Origin of the sequence: Azospirillum sp. SYSU D00513 (assembly GCF_017356015.1) — a bacterium.
In the GTDB taxonomy this organism is placed as follows: Bacteria; Pseudomonadota; Alphaproteobacteria; order Azospirillales; family Azospirillaceae; genus Azospirillum.
In genome coordinates this window covers 14,356-35,197 of the sequence record NZ_JAFIQV010000031.1, presented here as the reverse complement: position 1 = coordinate 35,197, position 20,842 = coordinate 14,356, and the positions used below count along the sequence as shown (strand labels likewise).

The 20,842-nt window shown below is 69.3% G+C and carries 19 protein-coding genes; 17 read left to right on the top strand and 2 right to left on the bottom strand.

The features are described 5' to 3' along the window. Positions 1-4: 4 nt before the first annotated feature. The 7 genes from JUB11_RS21560 (at position 5) to JUB11_RS21530 (ending at position 7,737) form a co-directional block, all read left to right on the top strand. Complete coding sequence (locus JUB11_RS21560) at positions 5-1,909, top strand: DUF3483 domain-containing protein (RefSeq protein ID WP_207460716.1); 1,905 nt, start codon at positions 5-7, stop codon at positions 1,907-1,909. After that, positions 1,906-3,159 (top strand): electron transfer flavoprotein subunit alpha/FixB family protein, encoded by a 1,254-nt coding sequence (locus tag JUB11_RS21555; protein WP_207460715.1) that lies wholly within the window; start codon positions 1,906-1,908, stop codon positions 3,157-3,159. Before JUB11_RS21560 ends, JUB11_RS21555 begins: the two co-directional genes overlap by 4 nt. After that, complete coding sequence (locus JUB11_RS21550; RefSeq protein ID WP_207460714.1) at positions 3,152-3,919, top strand: electron transfer flavoprotein subunit beta; 768 nt, start codon at positions 3,152-3,154, stop codon at positions 3,917-3,919. Before JUB11_RS21555 ends, JUB11_RS21550 begins: the two co-directional genes overlap by 8 nt. 102 nt (positions 3,920-4,021) lie before the next feature. Further along, positions 4,022-5,323 (top strand): glycine betaine/L-proline ABC transporter ATP-binding protein ProV, encoded by a 1,302-nt coding sequence (gene proV, locus JUB11_RS21545; RefSeq protein ID WP_247887229.1) that lies wholly within the window; start codon positions 4,022-4,024, stop codon positions 5,321-5,323. Between the two features lie 3 nt (positions 5,324-5,326). Further along, positions 5,327-6,214 carry a proline/glycine betaine ABC transporter permease gene (locus JUB11_RS21540; protein WP_207460712.1) on the top strand — a complete coding sequence of 296 codons (888 nt, stop codon included), beginning with the start codon at positions 5,327-5,329 and terminating at the stop codon, positions 6,212-6,214. Between the two features lie 41 nt (positions 6,215-6,255). Next, positions 6,256-7,131: a glycine betaine ABC transporter substrate-binding protein gene (locus tag JUB11_RS21535; protein WP_207460710.1), complete on the top strand. Its 876-nt coding sequence runs from the start codon at positions 6,256-6,258 to the stop codon at positions 7,129-7,131. Positions 7,132-7,224: 93 nt separating this feature from the next. Next, positions 7,225-7,737 (top strand): prolyl-tRNA synthetase associated domain-containing protein, encoded by a 513-nt coding sequence (locus JUB11_RS21530; RefSeq protein ID WP_207460708.1) that lies wholly within the window; start codon positions 7,225-7,227, stop codon positions 7,735-7,737. A gap of 22 nt (positions 7,738-7,759) precedes the next feature. On the opposite strand, the gene JUB11_RS21525 is transcribed toward JUB11_RS21530, so the two are convergent. Beyond that, positions 7,760-8,962 (bottom strand): NAD(P)/FAD-dependent oxidoreductase, encoded by a 1,203-nt coding sequence (locus tag JUB11_RS21525; protein ID WP_207460706.1) that lies wholly within the window; start codon positions 8,960-8,962, stop codon positions 7,760-7,762. A 299-nt stretch (positions 8,963-9,261) separates the two neighbouring features. Here JUB11_RS21525 and JUB11_RS21520 point away from each other — a divergent pair, with 299 nt between their 5' ends. The 6 genes from JUB11_RS21520 (at position 9,262) to JUB11_RS21495 (ending at position 15,845) form a co-directional block, all read left to right on the top strand. Beyond that, entirely contained in the window at positions 9,262-10,551 is a 1,290-nt protein-coding gene (locus JUB11_RS21520; RefSeq protein ID WP_207460704.1) for an aromatic ring-hydroxylating dioxygenase subunit alpha, read from the top strand. Between the two features lie 63 nt (positions 10,552-10,614). After that, on the top strand, positions 10,615-11,751 hold the full coding sequence (locus JUB11_RS21515) for a hybrid-cluster NAD(P)-dependent oxidoreductase (protein WP_207460702.1): 1,137 nt from the start codon (positions 10,615-10,617) through the stop codon (positions 11,749-11,751). 19 nt (positions 11,752-11,770) lie between these two features. Next, the gene (locus tag JUB11_RS21510) at positions 11,771-12,358 is read left to right on the top strand and encodes a Uma2 family endonuclease (RefSeq protein WP_207460700.1); all 588 of its coding nucleotides are present in this window, start codon (positions 11,771-11,773) and stop codon (positions 12,356-12,358) included. A 308-nt stretch (positions 12,359-12,666) separates the two neighbouring features. After that, positions 12,667-14,295 (top strand): EAL domain-containing protein, encoded by a 1,629-nt coding sequence (locus JUB11_RS21505; RefSeq protein ID WP_207460698.1) that lies wholly within the window; start codon positions 12,667-12,669, stop codon positions 14,293-14,295. Positions 14,296-14,423: 128 nt separating this feature from the next. Next, complete coding sequence (locus tag JUB11_RS21500; protein ID WP_207460696.1) at positions 14,424-15,533, top strand: hypothetical protein; 1,110 nt, start codon at positions 14,424-14,426, stop codon at positions 15,531-15,533. Between the two features lie 111 nt (positions 15,534-15,644). Next, on the top strand, positions 15,645-15,845 hold the full coding sequence (locus tag JUB11_RS21495; protein ID WP_207460694.1) for a cation transporter: 201 nt from the start codon (positions 15,645-15,647) through the stop codon (positions 15,843-15,845). A gap of 54 nt (positions 15,846-15,899) precedes the next feature. Here JUB11_RS21495 and JUB11_RS21490 read toward each other — a convergent pair whose 3' ends face one another. Continuing rightward, complete coding sequence (locus JUB11_RS21490) at positions 15,900-16,271, bottom strand: acyl-CoA thioesterase (RefSeq protein ID WP_207460692.1); 372 nt, start codon at positions 16,269-16,271, stop codon at positions 15,900-15,902. A 163-nt stretch (positions 16,272-16,434) separates the two neighbouring features. Between JUB11_RS21490 and JUB11_RS21485 the strand changes: the two genes are divergently transcribed. The 4 genes from JUB11_RS21485 to JUB11_RS21470 all read left to right on the top strand — a co-directional run bounded on the left by JUB11_RS21485 (position 16,435) and on the right by JUB11_RS21470 (position 20,825). Then, positions 16,435-16,992, top strand: coding sequence for a Uma2 family endonuclease (locus JUB11_RS21485; RefSeq protein WP_207460690.1), 558 nt, complete (start codon positions 16,435-16,437; stop codon positions 16,990-16,992). 184 nt (positions 16,993-17,176) lie between these two features. Further along, positions 17,177-17,830 carry a response regulator transcription factor gene (locus JUB11_RS21480; protein ID WP_207460787.1) on the top strand — a complete coding sequence of 218 codons (654 nt, stop codon included), beginning with the start codon at positions 17,177-17,179 and terminating at the stop codon, positions 17,828-17,830. Between the two features lie 183 nt (positions 17,831-18,013). Further along, positions 18,014-19,735: an MFS transporter gene (locus JUB11_RS21475; RefSeq protein WP_207460688.1), complete on the top strand. Its 1,722-nt coding sequence runs from the start codon at positions 18,014-18,016 to the stop codon at positions 19,733-19,735. A 316-nt stretch (positions 19,736-20,051) separates the two neighbouring features. Continuing rightward, positions 20,052-20,825, top strand: coding sequence for a sulfite exporter TauE/SafE family protein (locus JUB11_RS21470; RefSeq protein WP_207460687.1), 774 nt, complete (start codon positions 20,052-20,054; stop codon positions 20,823-20,825). The last annotated feature ends 17 nt before the right edge of the window (positions 20,826-20,842 follow it).

The following is a 20,842-nucleotide window of genomic DNA, read 5'->3' as shown; positions in this document are numbered from 1 at the left end:
CGGCATGATCGCGACCGCCCTTTCCAGCCTCATCCTCGCCACGCTCGCCGCCGGCGCCGTCCTGGCGCTCCAGCACGCGCGGCGCTGGCGGGCCGGGCAGCCGGCGGGGGTGGACATCGTCGCCGGGCTGAAGGCGCTGCCCGGCCGCTATCTGGTGGACGTCCACCATGTGGTCGCGCGCAAGTCCTTCAACGCCCGCTTCCATGCCCTGACGGCGGGCGGCTTCCTCGCCTCCCTGCCGCTGCTGGTCCTGGCTGCGGTGCCGGCCCTGCGGGGCTGGCTCCTGTGGGGGCTGCTGGCGCTGGCGCTGGCCGTCATGCTCGGCGGCGCGCTGATGGTCGGCTACCGCCGCCGGGTGGAGAAGCCCGCCGAGCTGTCGCAGGGCCGCTTCAAGCGGCTTCCCTACGCGCTGCTGGCCTATGCGGCCGCCTTCCTCGTGGTGGCGCTGGACCAGCTCGCGGGCGGCGTCCTGCCCTGGCCGCTCGCGCTGGCCTTCGTGCTGGCCGGGGCCTGGGGCGGGGCCGAGCTGATCCTCGGCGTCGGGCGCGGGCCGCTGAAGCACGCGCTGAACGGCGCCCTGCACCTCGTCGCCCACCCGCGGCCGGCGCGCTTCCACGACCGCGCGGGGCGCGACACGGGCTTGCGCCCGGCCGACCTGGAGGCGCCGAAGCTCGGCAGCGAGCGCCCGCTGGACTTCGCCTGGAACCGCCTGCTCGGCTTCGACGCCTGCGTCCAGTGCGGCCGTTGCGAGGTGGCCTGCCCGGCCTACGCCGCCGACCTGCCGCTGAACCCCAAGAAGCTGATCCAGGATCTCGTCACCGCGATGGACACCGCCGCGGACGGGGAGCGCCGGACCGACGCCTCCTACGCCGGCCACAACCACCCGGGCCGGCCGATCGGGCTGGCGCAGGGCGGGGCGGCGCTGCCGCTGGTCGGGCCGGGGGCGATGATCCACCCCGACACGCTCTGGGCCTGCACGACCTGCCGCGCCTGCGTCCAGGAATGCCCGATGATGATCGAGCATGTGGACGCGGTGATCGACCTGCGCCGCTTCCAGACCCTGGAACTCGGCGCCACCCCGGCCAAGGCAGCCGCCGTGCTGGAGGAGCTGCGCGTCACCGACAACCCCGGCGGCAAGCCGCTGGCCCGCCGCACCGACTGGGCGGTGGACCTGAACCTGCCGCTGCTGGCCGAGAAGGGGCAGTGCGACGTGCTGCTCTGGCTTGGCGACGGCGCCTTCGACCTGCGCGTCCAGCGGTCCTTGCGGGCGCTGGTCGGGCTGATGCGCCGCGCCGGCATTGATTTTGCCGTGCTGGGGGAGGAGGAGCTGGACTCCGGCGACGTGGCCCGCCGGCTCGGCGACGAGGCGACCTTCCAGGATCTCGCGCGGCGCAACATCGCGACCCTCTCCCGTTACCGCTTCGGCCGGATCGTCACCGCCGACCCGCACGCCCTGCACGTCATCCGCAACGAATACCCGTCCTTCGGCGGCCACTGGACCGTCACCCACCACACCGCCTTCCTGCTGGAGCTGGTGGAATCCGGCAAGCTGACGCTGAAGGGCCCGACGGGCGGCAGCGTCACCTATCACGACCCCTGCTATCTCGGCCGCTACAACGGGGAGATCGAGGCGCCGCGCCGGCTGCTCGACGCCATCGGGCTCCAGCGGGTGGAGATGGAGCGTTCCGGCCTGCGGTCGAGCTGCTGTGGCGGGGGCGGCGGCGCGCCGCTGACCGACGTGGCCGGCAAGCGCCGCATCCCCGACGTCCGCATGGACCATGCCCGCGCCACGGGGGCGGAGCGGGTGGCCGTGGCCTGCCCGACCTGCACCCTGATGCTGGAGGGCGTCGTCGGCCAGCGCCCGGCGGTGGCCGAGATCTCCGAACTCGTGCTGGAGGCCGTGGCATGAGGACCCGCCGCGATCCCCGCGCCGAGCGTCAGGCCAAGCTGGTCCCCGGCACCGCGCGCCCGCGCTTCCTCGTCGGCGCGGCTCCGGCGGGCTTTGCCAACGCCGGAGCCGCCACCGGCCCGACCGGCCGGCCGCGCCGGGATCCGCGCGCATCCCGCGCTGCGGCGGTGGTGCGGACCGCCCCGCGCCTGCGGCTGGACTGGACCAACAAGGGCCAAGCCTCGCTGGCCATCGGCACCGCCCAGGCCGCGGCCGCAGTCAAGGCCGCGGTCCGCGTCATCGAGGAGCCGGCCTTCCTGGTGCTGGCCGTGCTGGACCAGCCGGGCGGCGCCCCTTCCGACCATGACCGGCAGCTGATCGCCGGGGCGCGGCTGCTCGCCGACGCCGGCGGCGGCGCCGTGGTTGCGGTAACCGTCGAGGGCGTGTCCGGGCTGGGCGAGGCCGGGGCCGACCGTCTGCTCGCCCTGCCGGCCGATCTGGCCGAAGGCTACGAGCCGGAGCGCCACGCCGCCGCCGTGCTCGCCGCCATCGAAACCCTCAAGCCGCGCCATGTGCTGTTCGCGGAGAGTGCCGACGGCGGCGCCGACCTCGCCCGCCGGGTCGCGGCGGCGCTGGGCGAGCGGCTCTTCGCGGGGGTGGAGGCCCTGTCCCCGGACCGCGCCTCCCGCCGGGCGCGCGGCGGTGCCGCGGAGATGGCCCGCGCGCCGGCCCGTCTGATGTCCGTCGCTGCCGACGCGCTGCCCCCGCACGAGGGCACGGTCCACGAGGCGCGGACCATCCCGGCACCCGCCTTCGAGGCCGAGCGGCGCATCGGCGCGGTCCGGCCGCTGGCCGTCGATCCCGACCTGATCCCGCTGACCGAGACCGACTTCATCCTCTCCGCCGGCAACGGCGTCACCGACTGGGAGGGCTTCGCGGAGCTGGCCCGGGTGCTGGGCGCCACCCGCGGCGGCAGTCGCGTGGTTTGCGACGAGGGCCATCTCCCGCGCGAGCGGCAGGTGGGCGCGTCGGGCAGCCTCGTGCGGGCGGGCTGCTACGTCGCCTACGGCATCGCCGGGGCGCCGCAGCATCTCCAGGGCATCACCGAGGTGAAGCGGGTCGTCGCCATCAACACCGACCTGCACGCCGAGATGATCAAGCGCGCCGACCTCGCCATCGTCGCGGACGCGCAGGAGGTCATGCCGGCCCTGATCCGCCATGCTCTCGAACGCCGTGCCGAACGTCAGGGAAAGGAGCGCCGGAATGCTTAAGGTCGCCGTCCTTCTCTCCATCGGGCGCCATCCCGCCTCCGGGCGGCCGCGCCGCGCCCCGCTCGACGCCCGCGCGCTGGAGCTGGCCCTGCGGCTGCCGGGTGCCGAGATCCACGCCGTCCACGCCGGCGACCCGGCCGAGCCGGTCTTGCGCGACTATCTGGGCATGGGGCTGGACCGGCTGACCGTGCTGGAGATTCCCGCCGGATCCGACCCGGTCCCGGCGCTGGTCGCCCACCTGAAGGCCCTGTCGCCTGACCTGATCCTCGCCGGCCGCTGCGCCGAGGGCGGGGAGGACAGCGGCATGCTGCCCTATCTCGTCGCGCAGGGGCTGGGGGCGGCGCTCCTGCCGGACGTCGCCGACCTGTCGGCAGGGGAGGGGACGGCGACGCTGACCCAGGCCCTGCCGCGCGGGCGCCGCCGCCAGGCGGAGGCGCGCTTCCCCCTGGTGGTGTCGGTCCATCCGGCGGCGCCCGAACCGCGCCAGAGCGCCTTCGCCCGCGCGCGCCGGGGCCTGGTCGAGGCGGTTGCGGCCTCGGCCCCGCAGGACGGCTTCATCGGGGAATGCGAGATCCGCCCCTGGCGCCCGCGTCCCAAGCGGCTGCGGCTCGCGGCGGGCGGCAGCGCGCTGGAGCGGCTGAAGGCCGCCACCGAGACGAAATCCGGCCAGGGCCAGGTCCTGGTGCGCCCGACGGCGGACGAAGCGGCGCGCGCGATCTACGAATATCTTGTCGAGCAGAGGGTGATCGGAACATCGTAATCGCTGGTGCGTCGTCACTGGAGCGCGATTTGAGGGACCTTGCCGAAAACGCCTGAACGGCCGGGCCATAAAAAGGGCGAACGAACGGGATTGGATGGAGCGATGAAATCAACATTCGAGGGCCTGTCGCAGCAGCAGAACATCCAGATGTTCGGTTCCCCCGCGGCCGTGGGGCAGGCCGCCGCCCCCGCCGGCGCCGCGAAGCTGGCCGGCGGCCCCATCCGGCTCGAGGTCAGCAACGTCTACAAGGTCTTCGACAAGGACCCCAAGCCGGCCTTGAAGATGCTGGCCGATGGCGCCGACAAGGACGAGGTGTTCAAGAAGCTGGGCGCCGTCGTCGGCGTGCAGGACGCGAGCTTCCAGGTCCGCGCCGGTGAGATCTTCGTCATCATGGGCCTGTCGGGCTCCGGCAAATCGACGATGATCCGCCTGCTGAACCGGCTGATCGACCCGAGCTCCGGCTCCATCGTGCTGGACGGCCGCGACCTGACGAAGATGTCCAACCGCGAACTGATCGAGGTGCGGCGGCGCGACATGGGCATGGTCTTCCAGTCCTTTGCCCTGCTGCCGCACCTGACGGCGCTCGACAACGCCGCCTTCGGGCTGGAGGTGTCCGGTGTCGCCAAGACCACCCGCCGCGACGCCGCCATGAAGGCGCTGGAGGCGGTCGGGCTCGGCGCCTACGCCCACCGCTACCCGCGCGAGATGTCGGGCGGCATGCAGCAGCGCGTCGGCCTTGCCCGCGCCCTCGCCAACGACCCGACCATCCTGCTGATGGACGAGGCCTTCTCCGCGCTCGACCCGCTGATCCGCACGGAGATGCAGGACGAGCTGCTGCGCCTCCAGCGCGAGCATTCCCGCACCATCGTCTTCATCTCCCACGACCTGGACGAGGCGATGCGCATCGGCGACCGCATCGCCATCATGCAGGGCGGGCGCGTGGTCCAGGTGGGCACGCCCTACGAGATCCTGCGCGACCCGGCCGACGATTACGTGCGCTCCTTCTTCCGCAACGTGGACACCTCCAAGGTGCTGCGTGCCGGCGACGTGGCGCGCTACGAGGCGGCCAACACGGTGGTCCGCGTGCCGGGCGAGTTGCTTCCGGCGCTGGCCCAGCTCGACGAGGGCGGGCACGAATACGGCTATGTGCGCGACGGCGGCCACGCCTACCAGGGGATCGTCTCGCGCGCCTCGCTGCGCCGGGCGCTCGACATGCCGCAGCCGCGCTTCGTCCACGCCTTCCTGTCCGGCGTCGATCCGGTGCGCAGCGACACGCCGCTGAACCGCATCCTGGACATCGTCGCCGACGCCGAATGCCCCGTGCCCGTCGTGGACGAGCAGGGAACCTACCTGGGCGCGATCTCGCGCTCGATTCTGCTTCGCACCCTGCAGCGGGGGGACTGATCCATGGACATCGACAGCCTGATCAACGACAGCCTCGAAGGCACGATCAACTTCATCACCGACACCTTCCAGCCGCAGCTCGACGCCATCTCCGCGGGCATCGACGCCTTCGGCGGCGCCATCGACGCGGTGCTGCTGGGCATGCCGGTGTGGCTGCTGATCGGCCTGCTGGCGGCACTGGCCCTGTGGCGGGTGGGGGTGCGCTTCGCGGTCTTCACCGTGCTGTCCCTGCTGCTGGTGAACACGATGGGGCTGTGGGAGGCGACGGCCTCCACGCTCGGCCTCGTCCTCTCCTCCACCGCGATCTGCCTGCTGCTGGGCATCCCGCTCGGCGTCTGGATGGCGCGCAACAAGGTGGTCGAGGCGATCCTGAAGACCTCGCTGGACTTCATGCAGACGATGCCCGCCTTCGTCTACCTGATCCCGGCCGTCATGTTCTTCGGGCTGGGCCGCGTGCCGGGCATCATCGCCACCGTCATCTTCGCCATGCCGCCGGCCGTGCGCCTGACGGCACTCGGCATCAAGCAGGTGCCGGTGGAGCTGGTCGAGGCCGGCCGCGCCTTCGGCTGCCTGGACCGCCAGCTTCTCTTCAAGGTGCAGCTCCCCAACGCGCTGCCCTCGATCATGGCCGGCGTCAACCAGACCATGATGATGGCGCTGTCGATGATCGTCATCGCCTCGATGATCGGCGCCGGCGGCCTCGGCAACGTGGTGCTCCAGGGCATCCAGCGGCTGGACATCGGGCTCGGCTTCAAGAGCGGCCTCAGCGTCGTGCTGCTGGCGATCATCCTCGACCGCATCACCCAGAGCTTCGGAGCCCCGGCCGGCGCGCCGGCGCCCTTCCGTCCCTTCGCTTTCCTGTCGCGGCTCCGTCCCGCCGCGGCGCACTGAGCGTAGAGCGTAATAATAAAACAGAAGAGGCAGAGCGAGACATGAAGACCATTTGGAAGACGCTGGCGGCCCTGTCCGTCGCGGCCGCCGTCCTGGCCCCCGTCTCGGGCGCCAGCGCCGACGACAAGAAGATCAACATCGGCTGGACCGCCTGGTCCGACGCCGAGGCGGTGACGAAGCTCGCCAAAAAGGTCCTGGAAGACCGCATGGGCTACAAGGTCGAGCTGACCATGGCCGACATCGGCGTCCAGTATCAGGGTGTGGCCACCGGCAAGCTCGACGGCATGCTGATGTCCTGGCAGCCGGCGACCCACAAGTCCTACATCGACAAGGTCGGCAAGGACCTGGTGGACCTCGGCCCGATGTACACCCAGGCCAAGCTCGGCTGGGTCATCCCCGACAGCATCCCGGCCAGTGAGCTGAAGACCATCGAGGACCTGAAGAAGCCCGAGGTGAAGGCGAAGCTGAAGGGCCGCATCCAGGGCATCGACCCCGGCTCGGGGCTGATGCAGCTGTCGGAAAAGGCGATGAAGGCCTACGATCTGGACGGCTACCAGCTCGTCTCGGCCAGCGACGCCGCGATGCTCGCGGGCCTCACCCAGGCGGTGAAGCGCGACGACTGGATCGTGGTGACGAGCTGGAGCCCGCACTGGATGTTCTCCAAGTGGAAGCTGCGCTACCTGGAGGACCCGAAGGGCGCGCTGGGCGGCGAGGAGCACATCAACAAGCTCGTCCGCAAGGGCTTCGAGAAGGACCACCCGGAGGCCCACGCCTTCCTGACCCGCATGGTTCTGCCGATCGGCGACGTGGAGTCCATCATGGCCGAGGCCCAGGACAGCAGCTACGAGGCCGCCGTCGACAACTACATCAAGAAGAACCCGGACCGCATCGAGTCCTGGGTGACCGGCAAGAAGTAAGCCGGGCAGGGCGCCCCCTCCCTCCGGGGAGGGGGCGCTGTCGCGGCCATCATCCTCGTTCTTTTTGCAATTTCCTCCAAGGCGCGCTCACCCATGACCCCGAACGAAAAGCTCACCGCCCTCTTCGGCCAGCTCGGCATCACCCCGCAGGCCATCGAGCACCCGCCGGTCCACACGGTGGAGGAGGCGCTGGAGCATTGGGAGCGTCTGGAGGGCACCCACACCAAGAACCTCATGCTGAAGGGCGCCAAGGGCGACCTGTGGCTGGTGACGGTGCCGACCGACCGGCGGCTCGACCTCAAGGCGCTGGCCCGCCATGTCGGCGCCAAGCGCTTCTCATTCGCCAGCGCGGAGACGCTGGACGCGGCACTCGGCGTGAAGCAGGGGGCGGTCAGCCCGCTGGCGTTGGTCAACGACGCCGAGGGCAAGGTGCGGCTGGTGCTGGACGCCGCGATGATGCGCGCCGGGCGCGTGACCTTCCACCCGCTGGTCAACACGGCGACCCTGTCCCTGACCGTCGAGGAGGTCACGGCCTTCCTCGGCGCGCTCGGCCGCACGGCGGAGCTGGTGGACTTCGACGCCATCGCGGACAACGAGGCCGCCTGACGCCGTTCCGGCCCGGCTCCGGTTACGCGTGCTGCCCGGCCGCGTAGCCGGACGACCAGGCCCATTGGAAATTGTAGCCGCCGAGGTGGCCGGTGACGTCCACCACCTCGCCGATGAAATAGAGGCCGGGCACGGACTTCGCCTCCAGCGTCTTGGAGGACAGCTCGTCCGTGTCAACCCCGCCCAGCGTGACCTCCGCCGTGCGGTAGCCCTCCGTGCCGCTGGGCAGGACGCGCCAGCCGTTCACCGCCTCGCCCACGCGCTGAAGCTTGTCGTGCGAATAGTCGGCCAGCCGGCCCGTGTAGCCCAGCGTCTCGTAAAGGGCCTGCGCCAGCCGCTTCGGCAGGACGTCCGCCAGGACGGTCTGGAGTTCCTGGCGGGGGCTGGCGGCCTTCTTCTCCTTCAGACGGGCGAACAGGTCCGTGCCCGGCAGCAGGTCGATCCGCACTTCCTCGCCTTCCCGCCAATAGGACGAGATCTGCAGGATGGCCGGGCCACTGAGGCCGCGGTGGGTGAAGAGGATCGCCTCCTCGAAGCGCGCCTTGCGCAGCTCCACCCGCGCGTCCACGGCCACCCCGGCCAGCGACTGCGCCCGCTCCAGCAGCTCGCCCGACAGGGTGAAGGGCACCAGCGCCGGGCGCGTCGGCACCAGCTTCAGCCCGAACCGCGCCGCCAGCTCATAGCCCCAGCCCGTCGCCCCCATCTTCGGGATCGACGGCCCGCCGGTCGCCACCACCAGTGATTCACAGAAGATCTCGCCGGCGCTCGTGGCGAGGCGGAAGCCGGATTCGGTCTTCCCGACTTCCGTGACGCTGGTGCCGAGCTGGATGCGCACCCCGGCGTCGCGGCATTCCGCCAGCAGCATGTCCACGATCTGCCGGGACGATCCGTCGCAGAAAAGCTGGCCCAGCTTCTTCTCGTGGTAGGCGATGCCGTGCTTTTGCACCAGCGCGATGAAATCATGCTGGGTGTAGCGCCGCAACGCCGACAGGCAGAAGCGCGGGTTCCGCGACAGGAAGCGGTCCGGGGCGGTGTGCAGGTTGGTGAAGTTGCAGCGCCCGCCGCCGGAGATGCGTATCTTCTCGCCCGGTGCGGCGGCGTGGTCGATCACCAGCACCCGGCGCCCGCGCTTGCCCGCCTCCATCGCGCACATCAGCCCGGCGGCACCCGCGCCCACGATGACGACGTCCTGCCGCGATCCGCTCTCCGCCCCGCTCTCAACCATGCCCAAACGCCTCTCCGTCCTCGACCGCGCCGTCTCCGGGCGAGCGCCCTTCTACCCGATGGGATCCGGGAGTCCCACCCCAAAGTCTTTGCTCAAACAAAGCACCTGCCTTTTTCTTAACCTTGGCCTCTGCCGGTCTTCGGCGTCCAAGACAAGATTCGGCTCTGTCGGGCTTTGCAAAGTCGTTGTCGCATTCACAGAAGCGACACACAGCGCGCGGTGGGAGGATCGTGGCGTTGGCTGACGGCCCGAGCGAGCGCCGTCCAGCTTCCACCGACTTCCGCGATGGAGCGCACACCATGTCGAGCCCGGTTCCTGTGGAGACGTTGATCCGCCGGCGCAAGCCCGGCCACAGCCTCGAGGCCCCGTTCTACACGAGCCGCGAGATCTTCGATCTCGACATGGACGTCATCTTCGGCCGCCACTGGATCTTCGTCGGCGTCGATCCGGACGTGCCGGAGCCGGGCGACGTGATGACGGTGGACATCGGCAAGTCGCCGATCCTCATCGTGCGCGGCGACGACATGGAACTGCGCGCCTTCCACAACGTCTGCCGCCACCGCGGCGCCCGCATCGTGCTGGACGAGAAGGCCACCGTCGGCAACCTCGTCTGCCGCTACCACCAGTGGACCTACGGGCTGGAAGGCGACCTGATGTTCGCCGAGCACATGGGCAAGGATTTCGACACCAAGTGCCACGGGCTGAAGCCCGTGCATGTGCGCAGCGTCTCCGGCCTGCTGTTCGTCTGCCTCGCGGAGAACCCGCCCAAGGACATCGACGACCTCGCCGCCGAGATGGCCCCCTATCTTGCGCCGCACGACATCCGCAACTGCAAGGTCGTGGCGACCACCAGCCTCATCGAGGAGGGCAACTGGAAGATCACGATGGAGAACAACCGGGAATGCTACCACTGCGTCGGCAACCACCCGGAACTGACCATCCCGCTCTTCGAGTACGGCTTCGGCTTCTCCCCCGACGAGCTTGACGACGAGCGCCGGGCGCACGCGGAGCGGTACGAGCAGCTCCGCCGCGACTCCGTCGCCCGCTGGGAGGCCTGCGGCCTGCCGTCCGGCGAGATCGACCATCTGGCCGACCGGGTGACCGGCTACCGCACCGAGCGGCTGGTGCTGGACGGCGAGGGCGAATCCCACACGATGGACACCAAGGTCGCCAGCAAGAAACTGCTGGGCAACCTCACCGACCGCAAGCTGGGCGGGCTGCATTTCTGGACGCAGCCGAACAGCTGGCATCATTTCATGAGCGACCACATCGTCACCTTCTCCGTCCTGCCGCTGGACGAGGGGCGGACGCTGCTGCGCACCAAGTGGCTGGTCCACAAGGACGCGGTCGAGGGCGTCGATTACGACCTGGAAAACCTGACCAGCGTCTGGATCGCCACCAACCAGCAGGACGCCGACCTCGTCGAGATGGCCCACAAGGGCGCCGAGAGCCCGGCCTACGAGCCCGGCCCCTACTCGCCCTTCACCGAGGGGCTCGTGGAGAAGTTCTGCGAGTGGTACATCGGCCGCCTCACCGAGCATCATCTCGGCGAGAAGAAGGACGCGCCGGTCCGCGTCGCCGCCGAGTAAGGCCGAAGGGGCAGGGGAGGGATGGCGATGCCGTTGGACGAGGCAAGCAAGGGGACGGGACCGATGAGCACCGGCTTGGGCACGATCACCGGCGGGGCCGGCCTGCCGGACTGGAACCCGGAGCTGGACGACGTGCTCGTCTGCCGGCAGGTGCGGCAGGAGACGGCGGACGTGAAGACCTTCGTCTTCTCGGCGCGCAAGCCCTGCCTGTTCCGCTTCAAGCCGGGCCAGTTCCTGACCCTGGAGCTGTCCATCGGCGGCGAGACGATCCACCGCAGCTACACCATCTCCTCCTCCGCGGCGCGGCCCTACCGGCTGTCCATCACGGTGAAGCGGGTGCCGGGCGGCCCGGTGTCGAACTGGCTGCACGACACCCTCAAGCCCGGCGATGAGATCCGCGCCGTCGGGCCGATGGGCGACTTCACGCTGCCGGAGACGGGCGCCGCCTCCACCAAGTACCTGTTCCTGTCCGGTGGTAGCGGCATCACCCCGTCCATGTCGATGACCCGCACCCTGGCGGACCTGGGGGAGGACACGGACATCGTCTTCATCCACGCCGCCCGCTCGCCGTCCGACGTCATTTTCCGGCATGAGCTGGACCTGATGGCGCGCCACGCGCAGCGGCTGCGCGTCGCCCACACCTGCGAGGCGCTGACCGGCGAGCCGGGCTGGCCGGGCTTCACCGGGCGGGTGTCCCTGGCCATGCTCCAGCTCATGGCGCCGGACCTGATGGAGCGCACGGTCTATGTCTGCGGCCCCTCGCCCTTCATGGCCGCCGTGCGGTCCATGCTGGAGGGGGCGGGCTTCGACATGGCGCGCTACAATCAGGAAAGCTTCAACTTCGAGGAGCTGGGGCTGGACGCCCAGCCGTCCGCCCCGGAGGCCGCCCCGGCCGAGGCCGCGCCGGTTCCGGAAGCTGCAGCTCCGGTTGCCGCCGCGACCTTCAAGGTGGCCTTCGCCAAGACCGGCAAGACCATCGATTGCAGCGCCGACACCACCATCCTGGACGCCGCCCGCCGCTCCGGCGTTCGGCTGCCCGCCTCCTGCGCGCGGGGCCTGTGCGGCACCTGCAAGAGCAAGAAGGTCTCCGGCGAGGTGACGATGAAGCACGCCGGCGGCATCCGCCAGCGCGAGATCGACCAGGGCCAGATCCTGCTCTGCTGCAGCAAGCCGACCAGCGACCTCGTCATCGACCGCTGACGGGCGGCGGGGTCGGAGGATGGGGCCGGAAGAGTTCCTGCGCTGGATCGTCACCCAGGACCGCCGGCACGAACTGGTCGATGGCGAACCGGTGATGATGGCGGGCGCCAACCGCCGGCATGACCGGATCGCTTCCACCGCCCTGCGGCTGGTCGGAAACCAGCTCGAAGGGCGGGATTGCCAGCCCTTCACCAGCGACATCGCCCTTCTCATTCCGGCCGGGAACATCCGCTATCCGGACCTCGGGGTGGACTGCGGTCCCTTCGACGATCATGCCATGACCGCAAGCGAGCCGAGGCTCGTCGTCGAAATCCTCTCTCCCACGACCCGCAGCTTCGACCTGAATGACAAGCTGGAAGAGTATAAAACCGTCGAGTCGCTGGACTTCATTCTGCTCGTGGATCCGGATGTGCCCCAGGCACGGCTGTACCGCCTGACCGCGGATCGCGGCTGGGCGAGCGAAAGGCTGGGGGGCCTGGACGCCGTCGCGGCCATGCCTGAACTCGGCCTGAGGTTGCGTCTGGCGGACCTCTATGCGGGGCTTGAATTCCGGTCGCGGCCGACGCCCGTCGAGGATCGGAAGACGGGATCGAAGTTTTCGATATGAGATCGTCTGCGATCAGGGCCTGCTGAGCGGCCCAGGCCCGGTGCCGCGCCATGTTCCCCGCACGTCAGAAAACCGGCACCGAAATCCCGTGGTCGCGCGGTACGCCCTTTCGTGGTGTGCCATGGTCGAAAATCAGACTTTTTCCGACAATGGGATTCACATACGATACAGCTCAGTTCTCCATCGGCGCGCTTTCGGCCCGCCGGATGGAGGAAAGATTTTGCGCCTGCCGGTCTTCTTGACCCTGGGTTGTGCCATCGTGTCCGTCTGAGTGCCTTCCGATCCCGCGTCAGCGTTGAGGAGCTTGTATGTCGGCCGATGCTGCTCGCTTTCTGGGGTTCGCCTTCGCCAACGCCGACGTCCTGGTCGAGGTGACCACCGCCGGGACGATCAGCTTCGTGGCGGGCGCCTTGGGCACGATCTGCAACCTTCGCGAACAGGACGTCATCGGAAAGCCTCTCGACCGGCTGGTCGGCACCGCCGATGTGGGGCTTGTCCGCCGCCTGCTCGGCACGCTCAAGCCCAACAGCCGGCTTGAGACGCGCCGGGTCGGGCTGCGGCGCGGCGACCAGACGGTGACGGCGACCATGTCCGGCTACCGGCTCGGCGCGTCGCCCACGCTGCATCTCACCTTCACGATGGTCAGCGGCATCGCCGCGGTGGTGCCCGAGGTTCCGCGCGACCAGGAGACCGGTCTGGTCGAGGCCGACGCCTTCCAGGCCGAGCTGTGCGAGAAGTTCGGAATCGAGAGCGACGGTGGGCCGCCGAAGCTCACCCTGCTGAAGATCGCCGGGCTGGGCGAGGTGCGGTCGCGGCTTGGGCCGGAGGTCACGGCGCGGCTGCTGGAGGAGGTCGGCGGCCTGCTGCGCGTCCACGCCGCCAGCGACACGCTCGCCACCCGCCTGGGCGACGACCGCTTCGGCATCGTCCACGGCAAGGACACCGACGGCAAGGCCATCGCCGCCGACATCGAGGCGGCCGGGCAGCGCATCGCGCCGGGCGGCCCCAGCCTGCGGGCGCAGCAGACCAGCCTCGACCTGGCGAGCCCCGGGCTCGGCCGCGAGGATGCCGGACGCGTGCTGCTCTTCGCGGTCCGGCGCTTCGCCGAGGACGAGAGCGGACACAGCATCGCCACCATCGGCGAGGCCTTGCGCGACCTCGTGGACCAGACGGTCACGAAGGTGACCAACCTGCGCTCCACCCTGGTCAACCAGCACCTCCGCCTGCAATTCCAGCCCATCGTCTTCCTGCCGCACCGGGGCCTCCACCATTACGAGGCGCTGGCCCGTTTCCCCGACGCGGCCCCCGGCCCGACCATCGCCTTCGCCGAGGAGATCGGCATGGTGCAGGAGGTGGACCTGCTGGTCTGCCATAAGGCCTTGAGCATCCTGATGGCCGACAGCGGCCAGCCGCCGCTGCAGATCGCCATCAACCTGTCGGCGGTGTCGCTGGGCAGCGACATCTTCATGGCGACCTTCGCCCGCATCCTGCAGAAGCATCCGCAGCTGCGCCAGCGGATGCTGATCGAGATCACGGAGTCCTCCGAAATCAAGGACCTGGAGCGGGCGGCGCGCATCATCAACGATCTGCGCGCGGCCGGGCACAGCGTCTGCCTGGACGATTTCGGCGCGGGTGCCGCCTCCTTCCCTTACATCCAGGCGCTGAAGGTCGATTTCGTGAAGATCGACGGCAGCTACGTGAAGTCGGTCGGCCGGAATCCGCGCAACGACGCCATCCTGCGAGCCATCGTCAACCTGTGCGACGACATCGGCGTCCAGGTCATCGCCGAAATGGTCGAGACGCAGGAGCAGGCCACGCAGCTCGCCAACTGGGGCGTGAAGCTCGCGCAGGGCTACCTGTTCGGGCGCCCCGTCGACCAGCCCGACTACCAGGTCACGGCCCTGGCCGCCGCCGGTGCCGCACCCCGGCCGCGCTGAAGGGCGGCGCCATCCGGCACCATCATTTGCCCCCATCCTATGGCAGTGACACTCCGCCTGCCCCGTTGACGGGCCGCGCCGGCCGCTCCAACCATGCAGGTCCCTGTTTCCATTCACCAGGAGGCGCCTTGTCGCCGTCTGTCCCCCTCCGATACGGCTGGCACGCCGAGAGCTACAGCCCCAAGATGGCGAGCATCCGCCTCCGGCTTCTGGAGCCGGCCGCCGCGCTGCGCCGGCGGGGGCTGGACATCGGTCCTTACCGCGGCGACCTCGGGCCGGTGGGCTATGCGGCGATCCTGTTCTCGAAGTCTCTCTCGCAGGACGCGCTCGGCATCGCGCGGGAGGCGCGGTCGCTCGGGCGGGCGGTGATCTACGACCTCTCCGACAACCTGTTCGCGGGAAAACTCGCCCGGAAGGACAAGCAGGACAAGCTGGCGAGGCTGCGCGAGATGCTGGCCCTGGCGACCTGCGTCACCTTCCCGACGCCCACCCTGATGGAACAGGTCCAGGCGGCCGTTCCGGAGATCGCGGGCAAGGGCCGCGTCGTTCCCGACGTCATCGATTGCGCCCGGGAAGGGGCGGAAGGACGGTCGTTGCTGGAGCGCTATCACCTCGCCCGGCTGAAGCGCTTCCTCGCGGCTCACGGCGATGCCCTGCATTGCGTGTGGTTCGGGAAGAGCCAGGGCAGCGTCTCCGGCTTCGCGCATCTCGATTCGGCCGTGAGGCAGCTGGAGCGCTTCTCGCTCCGCCATCCGGTCACCCTCACGGTGATCAGCAACAGGCGGCTGCGCTACTGGAAGTCCGCGGCGAACTGGCGGCTGCCGACCCACTACATGCCCTGGGCCATCGGCAGCTTCCACGAGGCGCTGGCGCTGCACCGGGTTGCCGTCATCCCGGTCGAGCGGAACGGCTACACCGTCGGCAAGAGCGTGAACCGGCCCGCGACGGCGATCGCGGCCGGTCTGGGAGTCGTGGCGGACGCCATCGATTCCTACGAGGAGCTTCGGCCCTTCATTCCCCTGGACGATTGGCAGGGGGGCCTGCAGCGCTATCTCGCCCGCCCGCCCGCGGAGGACCCCGACCTCCTGGCGGCGGCAGGGCTGCTTCGCCAGCGTTACAGCCCGGACGCGGTCGCGGCGCGGTGGGAGGGGCTGCTGGCCGAAGCGTCCGCGCTGTGCGGGGCGGCGCCGCCCCAGGCGGCCAGGAACGCTCCTCATCGCGCCATGTTGGTCCCCTGACGAGGACGGGCCGGGAAGCCCTCCTGGAGGGCGGTCCCGAAAAGGGCCTTGACCTTCCAGCGATGGGAAGCCTCAGGCTCTGTCTCCCGAAACCCTGAGTAGGAGAACAGGATGCTGACGTTGAAGGTGGAAGGGATGACCTGCGGGCACTGCGCCCAGACCGTCACCAAGGCGGTCGAGGCGCTGCCGGCGGTCGAACGGGCGCTCGTGGACCTCACGGCCGGCGAGGTCACGGTCGAGGGAAGCGCCGAGGAGAGCGCCGTCCGCAAGGCGATCGAGGACGCCGGCTACGACGTGAAGGACGCCGCCTGAAGCTTGCCGTCCCGGCCGCGCCACCCGCGCGACGGCCGGGGCTGCGCGTTTCCCTTATTCCGCTGGGATCTCCCTGGGGCGGCGATCCTCGTCGATGGCGACGAAGGTGAAGTCCGCCTCGGTCACCATGAACTGCTCGTCGCCGTTGCGGCTGCGCCGCCAGGCCTCGACATGGATCTTCATCGAGGTGCGGCCGACCTTGACGATGTCGGCGTAGAGGCTGACCTCGTCCCCGACCAGGACCGGCCGGTGGAAGACCATCGCGTCGGCCGCCACCGTCGCGCAGCGCCCGCGGGCACGCCGGGCCGCCGCGTTGCCGGCCGCAAGGTCCATCTGCGCCATCAGCCAGCCGCCGAAGATGTCGCCCGCCGGGTTGGTGTCCGCCGGCATGGCGATGGTGCGGATGACGGGAATGCGATGGTCCATGGGCAGGGCTCCGGGGTCGGCGATGCCCCGACTATAACCCGTCCTTTTGTGCGGTGCAGCAACGGAAGGGCTTCCGCGCAGGCGTCGCGTTTTTAGCGATGACACCCATTCCGTTCACCGCGCGCAAAGCCCACAATGTCATCGGCAAGCTATGGGGGCTCCGATGGAAAAGCCGCCGCCGCGCCCGATGAGCCGGGAGGAGTTCCGCCGGTGGCTCGCCGGCCAGACCGGCGAACGCCGCTACGAACGCGTCGCCGGCGAACCCGTCGCCATGGCGCCCGAGCGCGTCGCCCATGCGCGGCTGAAGGCGAGGATGTGGCGGGCGCTGGACGACGCCCTGCGCGCGGCCGGGGCGGACTGCGAGGCCCTGCCGGACGGGGTGACGGTCGAAATCGGTGAGGATACCGATTACGAGCCCGACGCGGTCGTCGATTGCGGCGACCGGCTGCCCGGCGACGCCGTCGCGGCCACGAACCCGGTGATCGTGGTCGAGGTGCTGAGCCCGGGAACCAGGGGTGTCGATACGGGCGCGAAGCTGACAGACTATTTCCGTGTCCCGAGCATCCGCCACTATCTGATCGTCCGGACGGACCGCAAGAGCGTGGTGCATTACCGCCGCGCCGAGGGGGGCGGCGTCTCCGCCCAATTCCACCAGGGCGGCGTCCTGGACCTCGACCCGCCGGGCATCCGGCTCGACCTGGACGCGGTCTACGGCGCTTGAATGGGAGCCAACACGACGGCGTGTGCCGCCGGGGTCTCGCGCAACCAGAAAAGGTTTGTCGCGCGCACGATATTCGACCAAAACAAGGAGGCGGGCTCCGGGCAACCGGCCGATGGGCCGAATTGCCCCATGGCGGTCCTTGGCCCGATAGTGCGTGCGTGGCTTTCCCCTGGCCGAGGCGGACATGGCGTTGCGGATTCTCGTTGCGGATGACCATCCCCTGATGCGGACGGCGTTGCGCCAGACGGTCGCGCAGGCGATGGACGGCGCCGAGATCGTCGAGGCGTCGCGCTTCGAGCAGATCGGCCCGCTTCTGGCGGAGGCGGACACGACCGACGTGATCCTGCTCGACCTCCACATGCCGGGAATGAACGGCTTCATCGGTCTGATGCTGCTGCGCGCCGAGCATCCCGCCATTCCGGTCCTGGTGGTCTCCGCCTCGGAGGACGCGGCCACGATCCAGCGGGCGCTGGACTGCGGCGCTTCGGGGTTCGTGCCGAAATCGGCGCCCAACAGCAGGATCGGGGAGGCGATCCGCGCCGTGCTCGACGGCGAGATCTGGATGCCGGAGGTCGAGGCCTCCGACGGCGGCCCCGGCCTCGCCCAGCGGGCGGCGAGCCTCACCCCGCAGCAGCTCCGCGTCCTGGCGGGCATCGCCGAGGGCAAGCTGAACAAGCAGATCGCCTACGAGATGAACGTCGCCGAAACGACGGTGAAGGCGCACATCACCACCATCCTGCGCAAGCTGGGCGTGCTGACCCGGACCCAGGCCGCGCTGGTCGCCAACCAGCTGGCGCTCACCCCGCCCAACCCGAACGAGCCCGGCAACGGGGCGTAGCCCCCGGCCACGCGGATCCGCCCCGATTCCGGTGCCGCGGCACCCCCGACCTTGGTCGGGGGTGACCGGGATGGTTCGCGGGGCTAACAATGCGACCCATAGAGCATCGGATGTACCTGACGTGCGAACGGCTTAACGCCGCCCGCAAGGTGTGGTCTGTGCGAACAGGGGAGGAAAAAACGAATGGCATACGCTGCTGCCGGGAACGAGGCCGCACGGCCCATGACCGCCGAGGAAAGGAAGGTGATCTTCGCCTCCTCGCTCGGCACGGTCTTCGAATGGTATGACTTCTATCTGTACGGCTCCCTCAGCGCCGTCATCGCCGCTCAGTTCTTCTCGGGCGTCAACCCGACCGCGGCCTTTATCTTCGCGCTGATGGCCTTCGCGGCGGGCTTCGCCGTGCGCCCCTTCGGCGCGATCTTCTTCGGCCGCCTCGGTGACATGATCGGCCGCAAGTACACCTTCCTCGTCACCATCCTCATCATGGGCGTTTCGACCTTCATCGTCGGCATCCTGCCCAACTACGCCACCATCGGCATCGCGGCCCCGATCATTCTGATCGGCCTGCGCCTGCTGCAGGGCCTAGCGCTGGGCGGCGAGTACGGCGGTGCGGCGACCTACGTCGCCGAGCACGCCCCGCACGGCCGCCGCGGCCTCTACACCTCCTGGATCCAGACCACCGCGACGCTGGGCCTGTTCCTGTCGCTGCTGGTGATCCTGGGCTGCCGCATGTCCATGTCGCCGGAGGACTTCAACGCCTGGGGCTGGCGCATTCCGTTCCTGCTCTCCATCGCGCTGCTGGCCATCTCGGTCTGGATCCGCCTGATGCTCAGCGAGTCGCCGGCCTTCCAGCGCATGAAGTCCGAGGGCAAGACCTCCAAGGCCCCGCTGAAGGAATCCTTCGGTGAGTGGAAGAACCTGAAGGTCGTCCTGCTCGCCCTGTTCGGCATCGTCGCCGGCCAGGCGGTGGTCTGGTACACGGGCCAGTTCTACGCGCTGTTCTTCCTGACCCAGACGCTGAAGGTCGACGCCTACACGGCCAACCTGCTGATCGCCGCGGCGCTGCTGCTGGCCACGCCCTTCTTCGTGATCTTCGGCTCGCTGTCCGACCGCATCGGCCGCAAGCCGATCATCATGGCCGGCCTGGCGCTCGCCTGCCTGACCTACTTCCCGATCTTCAAGAGCATCACCCACTACGCCAACCCGGCCCTGGAACAGGCGGTCGCCACCTCGCCGGTCGTCGTCGCCGCCGACCCGAACGAGTGCTCCTTCCAGTTCAACCCGGTCGGCACCAGCCAGTTCACCAGCTCCTGCGACATCGCCAAGGCCGCCCTGGTGAAGCGCGGCATCCCCTACTCCAACGAGGCCGCGCCGGCCGGCACCGTCGCCCAGATCCGCGTCGGCAGCACGGTCATCCCGTCCTACAGCGCGCAGCCCTCGACCGCCGCGGCAAGCGTGAACCTGGGCCATGGCCCGAGCACCAGCCACGCCGCCCCGGTCGACGCCAAGGCCGCCGGCGCCGCCTTCGACACCAGCGTCGCCGCCGCCCTGAAGACCGCCGGCTACCCGCCCTCGGCGGACCCCGCGCAGATCAACTACGTCATGGTCACGGTTCTGCTGACCATCCTCGTCATCTATGTGACGATGGTCTACGGCCCGATCGCCGCGATGCTGGTCGAGATGTTCCCGACCAAGATCCGCTACACTTCCATGTCGCTGCCCTACCACATCGGCAACGGTTGGTTCGGCGGCTTCCTGCCCACGACCTCCTTCGCCATCGTGGCGGCCACCGGCGACATCTACTCGGGCCTCTGGTACCCGATCGTCATCGCCGCCGCGACGCTGGTGATCGGCCTGCTCTTCGTCCGCGAGACGAAGGACATCGACATCTACGCCAAGGACTGACGGCGGGCTTAGGCTTCCGCATCACGCCGACCATTTCTTTCCGAAGAGCCGACTTGAGGGCGGGGAGCAATCCCCGCCCTTTTTTCATGGCTGCACAGCGCAAGCATGAACGTTTGCCCAATGGCGGCGGTAGGGTGCAATCGCCCGAAACAGTCCCGCATCCAAAGAAATCGGCGGGTACCGGCGGCACTGGTTGAAATACTATATTGCTCTAAGTGTAATAAAATTATTGAAGCGCCGATCCCTTGTCTTCATGGTTCTTTCCTGTTCGGCAGAGCCTGAACCCGCTGTCGGCCTGTTGTCGAAGGAAAGCCAGATGGACAGCTTCAGCATCCCGTTTTATGCGGTTGCCGCGGCAACTCTGTTCCTGATCGCGCTGATGAAGGGGGCGTTCGGCGGGGGCTTCGCCCTGATCGGCGTCCCGCTTCTATCCCTGTTCATTCCCCCGCTCCAGGCCGCCGTGATCATCGCGCCGCTCGTCTGCCTGATGGATGTGTTCGCGTTGATGGCCTACCCGCCGCGGACCTGGGACGGCCGGCAATTGAGGGTCCTCCTTCCGGGCGCGCTCGCAGGCATGGCGGTCGGCGCGCTGCTTCTTGGACGCGCGCCGGAGCAGCTGGTCGGGATGATGGTCGGTGTGATCGCCGTACTCTTTGCCGGGCAGTGGCTCGCCAGGCGCCACGGTCTGCTCCGGGGCAGGGCCGAGATGGCGCCCGGACGTCTGGCCGGCTGTTTCTGGGGCGGCGTTTCCGGCTTCACGAGCCTGCTTGCCCACTCGGGTGGCCCGCTGCTTTCCGTCTACCTGCTGCCGCAGCAGCTGCCCAAGACGGCGCTGGCGGGTACCCAGACGATCTTTTTCACGGTCGGCAACCTCGCCAAGCTCCTGCCCTATCTTTTCCTCGGGCAGCTGGACCGCCCGGCGGTGATCGCCGCGGCCCTGATCTCGCCCACCGTTCCGCTCGGCGTCCTGATCGGCCGCAGGCTTCACGGCATTCTTGACCAGGACCGCATCTACATCGTCTGCTATGGCCTCGTCTTCGTCACGGGATGTAAGATGCTGCTCGACGCCGGACTCCATCTTGGCGGCTGATCCGGGGGCGGCCGAGC

Excerpts from the sequence above, each read along its gene's own strand:
- JUB11_RS21560 (WP_207460716.1), top strand. The coding sequence starts at position 5 with ATGATCGCGACCGCCCTTTCCAGCCTCATCCTCGCCACGCTCGCCGCC.
- JUB11_RS21555 (WP_207460715.1), top strand. The coding sequence starts at position 1,906 with ATGAGGACCCGCCGCGATCCCCGCGCCGAGCGTCAGGCCAAGCTGGTC.
- JUB11_RS21550 (WP_207460714.1), top strand. The coding sequence starts at position 3,152 with ATGCTTAAGGTCGCCGTCCTTCTCTCCATCGGGCGCCATCCCGCCTCC.
- proV (WP_247887229.1), top strand. The coding sequence starts at position 4,022 with ATGAAATCAACATTCGAGGGCCTGTCGCAGCAGCAGAACATCCAGATG.
- JUB11_RS21540 (WP_207460712.1), top strand. The coding sequence starts at position 5,327 with ATGGACATCGACAGCCTGATCAACGACAGCCTCGAAGGCACGATCAAC.
- JUB11_RS21535 (WP_207460710.1), top strand. The coding sequence starts at position 6,256 with ATGAAGACCATTTGGAAGACGCTGGCGGCCCTGTCCGTCGCGGCCGCC.
- JUB11_RS21530 (WP_207460708.1), top strand. The coding sequence starts at position 7,225 with ATGACCCCGAACGAAAAGCTCACCGCCCTCTTCGGCCAGCTCGGCATC.
- JUB11_RS21525 (WP_207460706.1), bottom strand. The coding sequence starts at position 8,962 with ATGGTTGAGAGCGGGGCGGAGAGCGGATCGCGGCAGGACGTCGTCATC.
- JUB11_RS21520 (WP_207460704.1), top strand. The coding sequence starts at position 9,262 with ATGTCGAGCCCGGTTCCTGTGGAGACGTTGATCCGCCGGCGCAAGCCC.
- JUB11_RS21515 (WP_207460702.1), top strand. The coding sequence starts at position 10,615 with ATGAGCACCGGCTTGGGCACGATCACCGGCGGGGCCGGCCTGCCGGAC.
- JUB11_RS21510 (WP_207460700.1), top strand. The coding sequence starts at position 11,771 with ATGGGGCCGGAAGAGTTCCTGCGCTGGATCGTCACCCAGGACCGCCGG.
- JUB11_RS21505 (WP_207460698.1), top strand. The coding sequence starts at position 12,667 with ATGTCGGCCGATGCTGCTCGCTTTCTGGGGTTCGCCTTCGCCAACGCC.
- JUB11_RS21495 (WP_207460694.1), top strand. The coding sequence starts at position 15,645 with ATGCTGACGTTGAAGGTGGAAGGGATGACCTGCGGGCACTGCGCCCAG.
- JUB11_RS21490 (WP_207460692.1), bottom strand. The coding sequence starts at position 16,271 with ATGGACCATCGCATTCCCGTCATCCGCACCATCGCCATGCCGGCGGAC.
- JUB11_RS21485 (WP_207460690.1), top strand. The coding sequence starts at position 16,435 with ATGGAAAAGCCGCCGCCGCGCCCGATGAGCCGGGAGGAGTTCCGCCGG.
- JUB11_RS21480 (WP_207460787.1), top strand. The coding sequence starts at position 17,177 with ATGGCGTTGCGGATTCTCGTTGCGGATGACCATCCCCTGATGCGGACG.
- JUB11_RS21475 (WP_207460688.1), top strand. The coding sequence starts at position 18,014 with ATGGCATACGCTGCTGCCGGGAACGAGGCCGCACGGCCCATGACCGCC.
- JUB11_RS21470 (WP_207460687.1), top strand. The coding sequence starts at position 20,052 with ATGGACAGCTTCAGCATCCCGTTTTATGCGGTTGCCGCGGCAACTCTG.